This is a genomic window from Pedobacter sp. SYP-B3415, assembly GCF_004138205.1.
In the GTDB taxonomy this organism is placed as follows: domain Bacteria; phylum Bacteroidota; class Bacteroidia; order Sphingobacteriales; family Sphingobacteriaceae; genus Pedobacter.
This window is the reverse complement of sequence record NZ_RXNQ01000009.1, coordinates 15,358-28,067: the sequence shown is the minus strand read 5'-3', so window position 1 is coordinate 28,067 and position 12,710 is coordinate 15,358. Positions and strand designations below refer to the sequence as shown.

The 12,710-nt window shown below is 47.9% G+C and carries 12 protein-coding genes; 2 read left to right on the top strand and 10 right to left on the bottom strand.

Annotated features, from left to right (window positions below):
* Position 1 precedes the first annotated feature (1 nt).
* From EJV45_RS05490 to EJV45_RS05450, 10 genes are read right to left on the bottom strand one after another with little or no spacing between them, the layout of a single operon-like run.
* Entirely contained in the window at positions 2-232 is a 231-nt protein-coding gene (locus tag EJV45_RS05490; RefSeq protein WP_129714663.1) for a hypothetical protein, read from the bottom strand.
* On the bottom strand, positions 232-3,030 hold the full coding sequence (locus EJV45_RS05485) for a hypothetical protein (protein WP_129714662.1): 2,799 nt from the start codon (positions 3,028-3,030) through the stop codon (positions 232-234). Before EJV45_RS05485 ends, EJV45_RS05490 begins: the two co-directional genes overlap by 1 nt.
* Positions 3,031-3,033: 3 nt before the next feature.
* Positions 3,034-4,992 carry a hypothetical protein gene (locus EJV45_RS05480; protein ID WP_129714661.1) on the bottom strand — a complete coding sequence of 653 codons (1,959 nt, stop codon included), beginning with the start codon at positions 4,990-4,992 and terminating at the stop codon, positions 3,034-3,036.
* Between the two features lies 1 nt (position 4,993).
* Complete coding sequence (locus tag EJV45_RS05475) at positions 4,994-7,240, bottom strand: hypothetical protein (protein ID WP_129714660.1); 2,247 nt, start codon at positions 7,238-7,240, stop codon at positions 4,994-4,996.
* Between the two features lie 2 nt (positions 7,241-7,242).
* Positions 7,243-7,695: a hypothetical protein gene (locus tag EJV45_RS05470; protein WP_129714659.1), complete on the bottom strand. Its 453-nt coding sequence runs from the start codon at positions 7,693-7,695 to the stop codon at positions 7,243-7,245.
* Positions 7,692-8,123, bottom strand: coding sequence for a hypothetical protein (locus EJV45_RS05465; RefSeq protein ID WP_129714658.1), 432 nt, complete (start codon positions 8,121-8,123; stop codon positions 7,692-7,694). The genes EJV45_RS05470 and EJV45_RS05465 overlap by 4 nt, the downstream gene beginning before the upstream one ends.
* Positions 8,124-8,149: 26 nt before the next feature.
* Positions 8,150-8,320 carry a hypothetical protein gene (locus tag EJV45_RS19440; protein ID WP_165304989.1) on the bottom strand — a complete coding sequence of 57 codons (171 nt, stop codon included), beginning with the start codon at positions 8,318-8,320 and terminating at the stop codon, positions 8,150-8,152.
* Positions 8,321-8,364: 44 nt separating this feature from the next.
* Positions 8,365-9,000, bottom strand: coding sequence for a hypothetical protein (locus tag EJV45_RS05460; protein ID WP_129714657.1), 636 nt, complete (start codon positions 8,998-9,000; stop codon positions 8,365-8,367).
* Complete coding sequence (locus tag EJV45_RS05455; protein ID WP_129714656.1) at positions 8,997-10,445, bottom strand: phage terminase large subunit; 1,449 nt, start codon at positions 10,443-10,445, stop codon at positions 8,997-8,999. Before EJV45_RS05455 ends, EJV45_RS05460 begins: the two co-directional genes overlap by 4 nt.
* Before the next feature lie 2 nt (positions 10,446-10,447).
* Positions 10,448-10,933, bottom strand: a complete 486-nt coding sequence (locus tag EJV45_RS05450) for a hypothetical protein (protein ID WP_129714655.1) — start codon at positions 10,931-10,933, stop codon at positions 10,448-10,450.
* Between the two features lie 380 nt (positions 10,934-11,313).
* On the opposite strand from EJV45_RS05450, the gene EJV45_RS05445 reads away from it, so the two are divergent.
* The gene (locus EJV45_RS05445; protein WP_129714654.1) at positions 11,314-12,381 is read left to right on the top strand and encodes an LPO_1073/Vpar_1526 family protein; all 1,068 of its coding nucleotides are present in this window, start codon (positions 11,314-11,316) and stop codon (positions 12,379-12,381) included.
* Positions 12,378-12,656 (top strand): hypothetical protein, encoded by a 279-nt coding sequence (locus tag EJV45_RS05440; RefSeq protein WP_129714653.1) that lies wholly within the window; start codon positions 12,378-12,380, stop codon positions 12,654-12,656. The genes EJV45_RS05445 and EJV45_RS05440 overlap by 4 nt, the downstream gene beginning before the upstream one ends.
* Positions 12,657-12,710 lie beyond the last annotated feature (54 nt).

Sequence of the window (12,710 nt, the reverse complement as noted above, 5' to 3'; positions counted from 1 at the left end):
GTCAATCCATCGCTCTGATCGCTTTATAGATAGTTGTTTTCTTTACCCCGAACTGTTCTTCGGCGTCGGTAATAGCCTGCATACTTTTGACGCCACACTTCCGCCTGGCATCCATAAACAAATAGATATCCCGGTAAAGCGCTATAGTCGGCGAGATCATGCCGACCCTGCAAAGATGCTGAAGCGTGTATCCGTCACGCTCCAGCTTTAAAATAGTATCAATCAATTTCATTAGTAGCTTACCCTTTCATCAACATTAACCTGCTTTGCCTGGGCATCCGTGACGTCAGCCACGTTCACCCAGATCTGCGGGAAGTTTTGGACCAGAGCCTGGGCAACGGCCTCACCCATTTCCTTTGGATCATACTGCGGCACCGGCGAGACCAGACTGCTATATACCCCGCCTTCAGCCATGGCCGGCATGTAGTATGAAACCGGTGCGCTGAATGCACGGCCACCACCGGCAACGTTCATAGCAGACAAGATCGGACCGAACATTCGCGTACTACGCGCATTGATCACTGACTCACCATTGCTCAGCCTGGCATTGATGGAATCGCTTGTTCCGGTACCGGGCCCATAGACCATACCATCACCAGTATGGATACCGCCGCGATTGAAGCCTTTGAGAACAGTAGCGGCGATACTTGCAACGCCCAAGGCTCCTTCAAGGATGATCCCGAATCGCTCACCACGAGCCTTCATCGAATTGGCTAAGGCAAGCGCGGGGCCAACAAAAGGCACTGCTGAAAGCGTAGCATTTTGAAGCTGTTCGGCTACACGATTGGCCGAAAGAGCCTTCTGAGTTTGAAGGGCTATCGATGCAACAGCCAGTCCCTTCTCAAGTGCGAATGCCAACTTATACAAAACAGTTTGTTGATTAAAGGTGCCTTGAACGATGCTAAGCCCCCTAGAAATTGAATCTATTTTACGCTGTTCAAACTGCTCCTTAGCTTCGGCCATCTGTTTTTCACGATCGACATATGCCTGGGCATGCGCTTCCCTTTCACTTCTTATAGTTTGGGCAAACGTTGATTCCGCTTGCTGTTGTTGGAAACGGTATTTTTCCTGAAGGGCTTGCCGTTGCGTCTCGGTAAGATCAAGCTGAGCCAGTTCCATCTCCCGCTCTTTTTCGATTAGCGCCATTTTAAGCTCATAATGGCGCTGCGCGTTATCAGCAACTGTCTCAAGTGCCTGCTCAAGACGCTGTTTATCCAGTTCATCCTGCTGTGCTTTTGCATCCGCAGCGGCCCTGCGATTTATTCCCGCAATCTCCTGGACAAAAATTTCGTCAATTAACTTCAGCTGCGCTTTGTTGCCTTTGGCCTTGGCGACTTGCTCTTTGTATTTGCGGTCAGCCTCAGCAATCTCACTGTCGAAAGACGACATCCGCTTCTTGTCCAACTCAGCAAGCTGACCGGTAAGCTCTTTCGTATATGCAAGTTCTTCCTCCAGTTGCCGCTTACGCTCTTCTGCGACTTTCTTAGCGGCATCAGAAGCTTTCTTGCCATCGGCTTCCCTTTTTTGCTTCGCCTTTTCGGCTTCGCTATCAGCTTTGTCTCTAGCCTTTGCTGCTTCTTCGTTTGACCATTTATTAAACTTTGCCTCTTCGACCATCCGCTTTGCCTTCAGCTCCCTAAAACTTTTTTGCTCTTCCTCATTCAAGACCTTCCCCGCATCGATTTGCTTGCGGCGTGCGTTCAACTCATTATCTATCTGTTTTAGAACCAACTCATGCACCTCTTTCTCCTTATTACCTTGCGCGTTTAGCAGATCTATTCTGTACTGGAGGCCTTCATTCGTTCTTGCGACAGCATCATACATAGCATCTGCTGCCTTTCGGGCCTGGCTATCCACGAAACCGAAGTATTCCCCGACCATTTTAAGGCCTTGCCATAGTAACCGCATGGGTAAAAGCAAATAATTGATCACAGTTTTCAACACAGTACTCCGATCTATGAATCCAGTAACTGCATTCTTTACTGAATCAAAATTTGCTATAAGCATCCCTATCAATATTACAATAGCGCCAATTCCAGTACCTGCAAGTGCAAGACGGAACAACTTCAAAGACCCTGTAGATTTGCCTACGGCAAGGCCGTATGCCAATTGAACGCCAATATTTGCTTGGGTTGCAATCATCTCCGCTTTTTCCCACGCTACCACTGCTCCCTTTGCGATTGACTTTGCGTTCGTGGCCACGGTATTTAAAGTTACCGCAGCTGCTATCGCTTTTTCCATCTCAGCCTCATCGGCTCCAAGAAAATTGGCTACAGATACCGCAGCGATCGTCCCTTGGATTGCATCATTCAGATCGTCGTATGATTTTTTAATGTTGTTCTTTGGTTCTTTGTCTCCAAACTCATCAATCTTACCTAACGCTTTCTGCATGTCCGTATTAAGTTGCAAGACTGCATCGTTTAATTCCCCGACCTGATTAATAGGGGTACTCAGTCGAAGCTGTTCCAAGTTTTTAATTTTTGTCGTTATGTCAACGACTGTATGGGGAACCTGCGCAAGAATTTCGTTGAATTTTTCGACAGAGAACACGGTATCCTTCGGAATAGGCTTGATAGGTTCCGGATAGTTCCCAACGTTCCTTCGAAAATTCAACACTTTCTCTTCCGCTTTCTTCAGCTCAGCTGTAACCCGGGCTGTCTCCCGGGCAATGTCCTGCCCCTCCTCGGAGTACTCCCGACCTGCATCCGCCAATTCTCCATACTTAGACGTCAATACCGACAGTTCAGCCTTCAGCTGGGCAAGCGATCCAAACTCACCGGCACCACCAGCCTGAACGGCCTTTTCAAAATTCGCAGCATTGCGCTGCGCCTCCGCATACTCAGACTTCAGCAGCTTCAGATTGGCCGCATTGTTCTGATATTCGATCGTCGCCTCCTGACCTGCAGCTTTAAGCTCCTTCTGCCTGGCTATAAGCTCACTCACTTGCTTCTGCGTTTCCGCCGCTTCCTTTACAAAATCTTCTTTTCTTAATCCTAATTCCAAAAGGATCGTCTTTCTAAAATCTGCCATAGCTTAAAGTCTTATTAGTTCCACCTTGGTCGGGATCCCGTCCTGGTAGTTGTTTATTTTGTTCACATAGAAATAGGCCGCATGCTTCCGCAGGAAAACCGGAACGAAAAAATCGAACTCAGCGATATCGGTTTCATTCAGCCGAATGCTTTCAGTAATGCGCTTTGACTGCCGCAGCGTATGCGCCAACTCCACGTACCTGGTGGCCAGGATCTGATCGAAGCCTAAACCATTGGCAAGCCCCTGGTTGTTAAAGTAAGTGAAGGGAAGCGCCACATATCTGAACTGCTTATCTGCAGTATCTCCCTGATGGTAGACCACCGGGTTTGCAGCATCATTGTCCATCCGGATGATTCGCAGGATCCGCTGTTCCGTCTTGACCGTAAAGTCTACTTTGTTTGCCTCCAGATCTGCAGCACTGATCTTTGCAATCTTTGCTACAGGATATCCCTGCAGGCGGTAAACCGTTTCCGATGCTGCATAGATTGAAGTCACGACCGTTTTACTTGCAGCTAACGTCTGATCATCGATCGCCAGGCTCCCAGTACCTAAGCCTTCCGGTACCGTTTCATCTTCCTTCATGGCGAACGTATTCACCTGGGCATAGCTGCCTATGCTAAATTCACGCTGAGCCACCGAACCGGCATCGAGCTTGTCGCTCCAGTCTTTGGCCAGCTGTATGTTGCCAACCAGGTCCGCAAACGACCTGAAGGAAACTGTCTTTTTCAAATTGTCGGTTTGCACGATCACGCAGAACCGGTACATCCAGTTCTTCAGAAAATCTTTGATGCTGTGATCAGGAAGCACGGACTTGATCGATACCTGGGAATTGTAATACGCAATCCCTGGCAATACCTGAAAGAATGATCCTGGTTGAATGTAGAAACTCCGGTGAAAGCCCTGGTTGTTTCTAAACCCCCACAGCTGCAGGTAATCGCCGGCATCAAAGGGAATATCATCGGTCTGAAACTCTAAGGTCGCTATCTCGTCATCTACTACACTACCAGTACCGTGCGATATCCACACTGGCACACTGCCAATGCCAGGCATTTGGGTTACCTGACCGTTCTTTTGGATGCCAATGGTAAAGGGTGTCGGCTTACCGGTATTTGCTTCAGCCAGGATCTTGACTGAAAGCTTGACGGTCCCGGACTTTTTGAACGTATACCGGTTGTTTTCCCAGCTGCCGCCATTATTGTCGACACCAGCATTCGGCATCGTGATTTGAAAGAACTGGTTTGAAAGGTTAAACTGGCTATCAGTCTTTACTGTCTTCAATACGAAGGATCCACCAGCCTTATCAGGTTGCTCCAGCTTCTCACCGGAAAACGGCAGTATCTCATTTAGAAAGTCCGGATCGCTAAAGACATCCCCAACCGGTTTGAAGCCGGTGCGCTTGATGATCCTGTCAACGATGGTATGAACGAACACGGCCGGGCGCTGCGCTCTGCAGTCAACCAACCGGTTATTGTTAACCAGGTTACCGTAATCTACGATCGGATAGATGTAGCCGCTCGTATTGCTTAGAGATGCCAGAATCGTTGCCCTGTTCCAAGCGTGATCAAGTGATGGCAGACCGAACTTTGCTTCAAACTCGGGGGTGAACAGATCCTTTATACTTCCGTCGAGCAGGTCAAAGAACTCAACATTCCCTGACAAGATCTTCACCTCAATAAATTCGTTCACTGCCTCAATGCTTGCCTGACCTACCGGTATCACTTCCACACCGTTTTCAATGTACTTCGCTGGCAGCAGGCGATATTCTTGACCCGCACTCAGGGAAACGTCACCAGGTAAACCAAGTGCCTCCATATTATTCTGCGTTGCCGGCAGCTTGAACTGGTTGGTTGTATCTCCCTTCACCTTATCGATGCTGCCGATATCGTTAATCTGCTTGGTCATGGCCACCGTGGTCTTATCGCTGAAGTCCATCAGGCGCCCGTTTATGTATAGCTGCCCCATATCAGTTACTTTGGATATTGATAGATGGAAGGATAAATGAGAACTCCAGATCTGCTACACCGTCTTTGGTCTCATAAGCAGCTGAGGTCTGCTCAACCTGCACCGTCAGCCACCTAACCGGCTGCTGCCCGATTAGCATCAAAACCTTTGGGGAATAGATCACCGCGCGTAAGCTCAGGAAAGTCTCCAGATCGACCGTTGCACCAACAGTAACCTTGTCAGATGCTTCTTTGCTGATCGTCTCAGTACTGGAAAAGGTTGTGCTCAGGTTCTCAGCATACACATCATACGTCTTGATGTTGCCTGATGCAAGCGTAACCTTTTGCGTTCTTTCAAACAGCCAGTAATCCCAGCCGCCAAGTGTGTTGATCCAAGCCAGGTACACCGGTTTGTCTCTGCAAGCATTGTCAATGATCACCTTCTTTTCCTCGGTCAATGCCGTGTAAACCCCGTTATCCATCCGGCCGATACTTACCCTCTTAAAGATTCCGCTGAAGATCAGGTCAGACACCATCAGGCGATGAATGCCAAGCGCCTTGCTTATCGGTTCAAAGCCTTCATACTGCTGCTCGATCAGAACTAGCGAATTATCTTCGTTCATCAATGCCGTATCATCCTGGTTCATCATGATCGTGAACTCAGGCAACTGGATCACCTGGCCGTTTACATCAAGCAATGTCTCTGACAGGTATAGATCATGACCTAAGACAGCGTCCGAGTAAATGAAAGAAAGGTCAAAGGGATACCCAACAAACCAGCGCGCGGTCTTAAAGGTTGTCAGAAATCTTGCTTTCGCAGCGCCAGCTGGATATGAGGGAAACAGTACGTATTGACCCATGTTACTACCCAGCTGATCACCCAGCTGCTTTGCTGAGTTGGTGAAATAGTAGGCCTCAGGTACCTGTGTCCATGGCGCTGTATCAACGCCATCCCACAGCTGCCGGTAGAAAAGCTCGAAAGATCCTGCAGCATTAAGGTCTCTCCAGTTGACAGCATCATAATTGAAGTCGTTGCGGCTGCTTACCAGGTTCTTGAGCTTGCTTTGGATGTTGCAGGTAACAATGCCGGCAGGATCCGGAGAGAATGAACCCAGTACCACATCCTTGATCGGACCGATGCCGGTCTGGATCTTAAGTTCAATGCGATAGTTCACTTTTGCCTTGGTGATCACGAAGCCATTTGATGCAGATTGCTCCAGCCATGGCGTATCGAGCACCACATTCTTGCCTACCACCTCAACAACACGAAACGTTCCCTTATACTTTTCGCTCTGAACGATGATCGTACCGCCATTCTCCACACCTGCAGGGTTTGATTTCAGTACCAGGAGCGGCTTCTTATCCGGAGCATTGGCATTCGGAAAAGGAAGGATGCCCTCAATCTCGTAATCGCGGCGCATAAACTTGAAGATGATTGGATTGTGCGCTGCTATCCACTTAGAAACGTTGCCAGCTGACACCTCAAATGCCGGCGTTTCGAACAACATCTGAAACTTTGCCCGGATAGTAAAAGCCTTTCCATCCTGGAAGCTGGTTGTGTCCTTCGCATAGGCCATGTAATCACCTGGAGCAAGATTCTCGAACACATTTGAGTTCTGCCAGGTCTGGCCGTCGATCGAATACTGTATAGGTCCGAAAGAAGATACCGCCTCGATCGTTGCAGATCCATCGTTTACAAACTCCTGCGTCTGATCAGTCGCTGTTACCGATACAACCCTGATCTTTTCCTGACCAGGTGCAACAATCTGGAAGCTTTTAGCTGCCCAACAACCTCCTGATATCTCCTGAACGTAACCGTCATAAGTTCCAGGAACATCAAACACCTTCGCATTAGATGCTGAGTAGTTTACTCCGTCAAACGAATACTCCAGATTGTTGATATCGGTGAAGCCGGCAGGAATGATCTGCGCGGTCATGCCATTGACCTCAATAGACTGCACATAGAGCGTACAGCCCCCGCCGCCATTGTATCCGCACGACTCTGAATTTAGATCAAAGCTGCTTGAGGCGTACGGATATTCGTTAGATGCAACGGTGGAAACCTTGGTAGTTCCGTCACAGAAGTCATAGATAGCAGATCCTGAAATATAACCGCGGTTATTATTACCTGGCTCCAGATCAGTTATGATGCCGCCAGTTGATTCGATCTGAATATCGTAAGGGGCCACCCGGTTAACGAAAACAATGACCTGAGTGCCATTGCCACCGGTAAAGATTGAGAAGGTGTCGATGAATTGATAGTCTGCCATGGTTATGGAAATAAGAGTGAAGCGGTCTCCCGCAAATATTTTGTTGCCAGCTTCTCGCTGAAGTCATTTATGTTATCCTCCCGGATGAAGTTGCTCAGCACGCCCGACTGCCCGCCCTGCTGGTAAAGCCTGGATCCACGCTTGCGAAGGGAGTGAGCCAAAGCATACGGGTTTAGCCTCAACCCCTTTGCTGCCATCCATTCAATCAGGGCATCAACCAGGCTGCTGTATGATTGCTCCTGCGCTTCCTTTGGGCTGGTACCGTACTCCGTCCGGATAATATTGGCATCTGCCCTTAGCTGCGCACCGATTGATGTCGTGATCAGCGTCTGGATGCTGTCGATCGTGCGCCCGGTGGCGACTCTTCCCTGGGCGATACTTTCGTTCCGGATGTTGTCTGCAAGCCTTTCAAAGAATTCCCTGATCAGCTCGCTGTCTGGATTGAAATTGCTCATGGACAGTTCGGTCTGATATCATTTATCTGGACAGTTATGTTGGCAATGATCCCGGAAAGGTTCATGTCGAACAGATTGATCACCTCAATGAATTCATGTTCCGAAACGTCCTTTACTGCAGGATGATTCAATAAGCTGTTAAGGAACCTATCGGCAACTGTCTCCATGTTCTTGATCACCTGCAGGTGTTCATCAGTCTCCCATTGCAGCTGCGAAGCATCAGCAAACAGAACCTCGATGTAGTAGCTGGGAGTACCGAAGCCGGCCCGGGTTCTGGTGCGTCTGGATCTGATCGGCATTGACAGGTAGCATACCGGTAAGATGGTGGCCGATGACTGGTCCTGAATGTTCTGGTAGTCCTTGGGACCATGGTAAAAAGTGAGACCTGCCGCAGCAGAAAGTTCCTTTACAATGTCTGAAATATACATATATGTATAATTTAAGTTAAAAATAATTATTTCTTGCGCATGATTTCTGCATATCGCTCCTGATAATTAACCAGGTCCTTATTCATCATCAGCTTTACAAACACCTTCTCATATCGCATGCGCATGATATCGTTCCATCTTGCGATATCGCCACCCGCCAGTACATCAACGGAATTGAGCAGCCCGTATTTATCCATGTTTCGGATGCCTGCCTGCAGCTGCTCCGGCTTAAGCTTGCCGGTTAGCTCTCGTCGCTCGTGGTCGATGATAGCGTATAATTGCTTAAAAAAAAACCTGCGATCGGCATCGCATGCTTGGCAGGTAAGGTTTTCATCAAGTCGATGACCGTCTCCACCTTTTCATCGTCGAACGGCTCACCTGTGATGATTGGATAGAAGTAAATGGCCAACGCCTCCGGCATGATCGGCAGCAGGTTGATATCACCGGCATCGGATGGATCTACATGACGGACCAACTCTTCCAGGGCAACCTTTTGACCGAACGTTTCCAGTCTTAGATCTGCAGGTACCCTGGCAGCGAAACGATCGAATGTTCCGGTGTCATCACCTGGTAGCCGGAATTCAACTGATGTCGGTACCGGATAAACTTTGAAGTCGGCTTCTACCTGCAGGAAGCTCAGCATTGATTCGACTTGCTGCCAGTAGTCAAGATCAGTCGCCGATAAAATCTCCTTCTGGGTTAAACCGGTAATGATGCTATACACCTCAGCTTTCCGATTCTTGGCATTCGGATCCAGCTTGCTGATATCAATGAGCTGGCCGAGGGTAAGATCTCCCCAGGCGGTTGGCACCTTGAGGTCTTTGTAATAGACTTTGTCCTTCTTGTCTGCGAAGGCTATTGTAATAGGTATCTTCATACGAGTGAGTATTTTGGTTTTTTAATCGGCTTGAAGTAAGTGAAGAACATCCGTAGCATCAGGCATGTGGCGTTATCTGGTGAGCTCCCTATCAGCTCAATGATCGACTTACGGTCGATGATATCGTCCTTACCATCACCGTCCAGGTTCTTCTTTTTGATGACGGATAGCTCCAGGGATATCTGCTCCTTAAGTTCTGGCTCGCAACCTTCCAGGTACATTCCACCGGCATTGACCAGGAGCGCCAATGCAAAGTACATCTGCGCCCGTTTGTTGGCATAGTTCTCCTTTTCGAACGGTGTTGACTGGTTAAGGAACTCCTGGCATTTGAGATGATCCACAACGCCGCCACCAATGCCATCAGCATCAACCACAACCCGGGACATAGGGACGTTGTACTTATTGGCCAGGTCCTTGATCTTCTGTTCCACGACATCGGTACCGGCTTTAGTGAGGGTATGCCGTTCAAAGCAGACAAAGCCATCCCATACATAGATCTTGGTTGCATCCTTTCCTTGTCTGGCCACGTCGACAGTAATGTACCTGATACCGGTCCGCAGCACATGCTGGTTGGTGAACAGGTCGTTGATATTGATGTACGGCATGATAGCCGCGGGATCATCATCGTAATCCCAGTTTCCTTTCAGCAGCCTTTCCTTCCTGGCTACGTCCTTGATGGATAGCAGGCCCTCAACGTATCCAGATTCGATAAATGGGTTGTCGGATACCAATGACTGGATGAACACCTGGTAGTCGAGCAGCATGCCCTTCTCGGCAGGCTTGAAGAATTCCCTGTATAACCAGTTCTTTTTAGGATTGCAGGTAACGAACAGCTTCCGGGCCAGACGGTGCCGGTCGTTGTTCATACGACCTACACGAGACTTGAGCGTATCGAAGGCACCGAAATGACATTCACCACCCTCTTCCATCCAGCCACCGGTGTACTCAAGGGAGCCAAACCGTTCGAATAGTGGATCCTTCTTCGGCATGTACTTGAGCTGCAGCAGGTCGATCTGCGATCCGTTGGCAAACTTGATGCAGTGACCTTTCTGCAGGTACTGATAATCTACACCCCGAATGAATCCGTATGTCTTGGCCACCCGGTGAAAGGTAAGCAGGGTCGTGCTTTCAATCTTGTTCAGCTCGTCCCTGCCGATGAACCATTTGGTTTCGGGATACAGGTAAGCACTGAAGAGCACCCAGGCACAGCCGGTCCATGTCTTGGCGCCACCTGCAGCACCACCGTATACAATCTCGTTGCTGCTCTGATCGGTAAGGGAACGAAGTGCAGCCTCCTGTTTTAGGTGCTTGTAACGCAGCTCACCCTTCTCATTTACGTATGCATCGCCCCCATCGCGCACGGTAATGAAATCGAAGTCGCCACGCCGGAACATTTCGGCATTGACGTCCTTTTCATCGATATCAAGGAGCGCGTCAAGTGTCATCTTTATGAAGGGTTACGCAAAGATCTTTTGAGAGCTGCTAATGCTTTGAGCTGATCATCGGTAAGGTTGCTCATGTCGATGGATGTCTGGGTAGCGATAGGCGCACCATCAGGCCCTGATAGCTCGACCTTATCGATTACGATGCCATCAATCTTTGCCATGGAATCAAGGACCTTATTGATGGCGCGTACACCTGCAGGTGTTTTCTTCAGCACCGGATCCATGTCCTGAATGAGCTTACGCTTGCGGCTTTTGTAGTAAGCTTTGAGGTGCTCAGTATCGAACCTGGTACGCTCGCGAAACTCTTTGAAGGCATCGGAATAGTACCGCTCGACAGTGCGTTCAGATACGTCCCATTCGGCAACACCTTTAGCCACGATATCCCGGTGACTGAAGTCATCAAGGATCCACTCCTGAATTTTGCGCAGGCGCTTCAACTTCTCTAGCTGGGAGACTTTTACAGGTTTGTTTGATAGGCTATCGGACATTGTCGGTGAGTGCAGGCTGGTACATACGCAAAAATATACATATATGTATAATAATCGAAAGATTTTTTTTTCACGCACCGACAGATTATGACGGGGTATTGGTAAATGGGGTTACCATCGTTATATTTGAGTAAATCTGAATTACATGTTTCTCAAAATTGCTACATCCATAGCCTTGGCTTGTTGTCTCGCCTGGCTATATCTGGACCGATCGGTTCAACCAGTTGTCGCCGTATGTATCTCCTCCCTAGCTCTTTGCTATGCTATGTTCAAGCCTGGCGATTCGAAGGCAGAACAACAAAAGACCATAAATAAATTCAATGTTAATACCGGAAAAGATTCCAATGTCAATCAGAGTGCCGGCGATATAACGATTAACCATGGCAAAGATGTTAGGAACCGATAGCAGCAATTCGGCAAGCGGGGGCGATCAATCGCAGTTCAATCAGGCGCAAACAATTAACAATAACAATTATGGTCTATCGTATTCGGATGTGAAAGAGCTGTTTTTGGATCTATTTAGATCAAACTTTATAGATCTTAAAAACGAAGCAGCCAAGATAGCATCTGAACGCGCTGAAGAAATTACCACCAAACTAGTTGAAAGACTTCAACAAGAGAATCAGGGGGCGCTTGACGAGTTTAAGCAACCGGGCATGCAAGATTCATTATTCAATGCTCAGAAAGAATATGCCAAGGCCGGGGATCCAGAACTTGCCGACATGCTTGTTCAAATGTTAATCGACCGGGCAAAATCTCCAATTAGGAATCGAAGACAAGCTGTTTTAGATGAAGGTTTGAGGCTAGCCCCTAAATTGTCAATCCACCAAATGGATTTATTAACTATCACGCAGCATTTCTTTTTGACGAAACAGCTTCTTTGTAAAAATTTCGACGGGTTAATGGAACGATTGGAACCGCTATTTCAATTAGTTAATCACGTCAATATTGCTGAAGTCAATGCAGACATAGAATTTCTTGAGTACCTCGGGCTTGTCACGAAAATAGTCGGTTCTTTTAACCCTTACGAGAAGTTGGTACTGTCAAATTACCAAATCTACTTTGACAAAGGATTTCAGAGCAATGAATTAGAAAGATTCTCATCAGCTGGATTGAATGCACATCTGATACCAAGTTTTCATGTTCCTGAAAATATGATTCTTGGATTCGAATCTAAAGATCAGATCACTCCTTTTCTGAGTCAATATGGTTACCCTGAACATGAATGGCCCGATATTTTGGCATTACACGGAGGCAACCTTCTGACCGAAGATGAAGTTGTTAGATTATTAAGCGATCGTTTTCCTGGATATGTGAAGCTTCGTGAGATATTCAATAACACAGAGTATAAAAATTTCAATTTGTCGCCAGTTGGGATTTCGATAGCGCTTGCTAACTGGCAAAGGCGTACTGGAGTAATATCAAACCTAGCAACTTGGGTGGGGTGACAAACATAGTCAAATTCCCGGCAGACTTCGGCGACTACCGTGCTATCATGAGTCTCAATAGAGAACGCGGCGGCCAATCTTATCAGATCATGGCGAACGATTATTACCTGGGCACAATTGTCTTTAGGACCCAGGAAGGCGCTGCTGGATGGAGGGTGTTCTTTACCAAAGACACACCGAAGAGCAAGTTCAAAACGGACGGGTTTGGCATGGATGACTTTCAAGCTTTAATTGACCGGGTAGAGGAAAATGAAAAAGCCGCTACTCGAAGGTAGCGGCCTGATTAAGACCCTTACGGGGTCATATTCATCCCTGTCTCAAATATAACA

Bases quoted from the DNA above. Each gene is read 5' to 3' on its own strand.
- EJV45_RS05490 (WP_129714663.1), bottom strand. From the start codon at position 232: ATGAAATTGATTGATACTATTTTAAAGCTGGAGCGTGACGGATACACG.
- EJV45_RS05485 (WP_129714662.1), bottom strand. From the start codon at position 3,030: ATGGCAGATTTTAGAAAGACGATCCTTTTGGAATTAGGATTAAGAAAA.
- EJV45_RS05480 (WP_129714661.1), bottom strand. From the start codon at position 4,992: ATGGGGCAGCTATACATAAACGGGCGCCTGATGGACTTCAGCGATAAG.
- EJV45_RS05475 (WP_129714660.1), bottom strand. From the start codon at position 7,240: ATGGCAGACTATCAATTCATCGACACCTTCTCAATCTTTACCGGTGGC.
- EJV45_RS05470 (WP_129714659.1), bottom strand. From the start codon at position 7,695: ATGAGCAATTTCAATCCAGACAGCGAGCTGATCAGGGAATTCTTTGAA.
- EJV45_RS05465 (WP_129714658.1), bottom strand. From the start codon at position 8,123: ATGTATATTTCAGACATTGTAAAGGAACTTTCTGCTGCGGCAGGTCTC.
- EJV45_RS19440 (WP_165304989.1), bottom strand. From the start codon at position 8,320: ATGGATAAATACGGGCTGCTCAATTCCGTTGATGTACTGGCGGGTGGC.
- EJV45_RS05460 (WP_129714657.1), bottom strand. From the start codon at position 9,000: ATGAAGATACCTATTACAATAGCCTTCGCAGACAAGAAGGACAAAGTC.
- EJV45_RS05455 (WP_129714656.1), bottom strand. From the start codon at position 10,445: ATGACACTTGACGCGCTCCTTGATATCGATGAAAAGGACGTCAATGCC.
- EJV45_RS05450 (WP_129714655.1), bottom strand. From the start codon at position 10,933: ATGTCCGATAGCCTATCAAACAAACCTGTAAAAGTCTCCCAGCTAGAG.
- EJV45_RS05445 (WP_129714654.1), top strand. From the start codon at position 11,314: ATGGCAAAGATGTTAGGAACCGATAGCAGCAATTCGGCAAGCGGGGGC.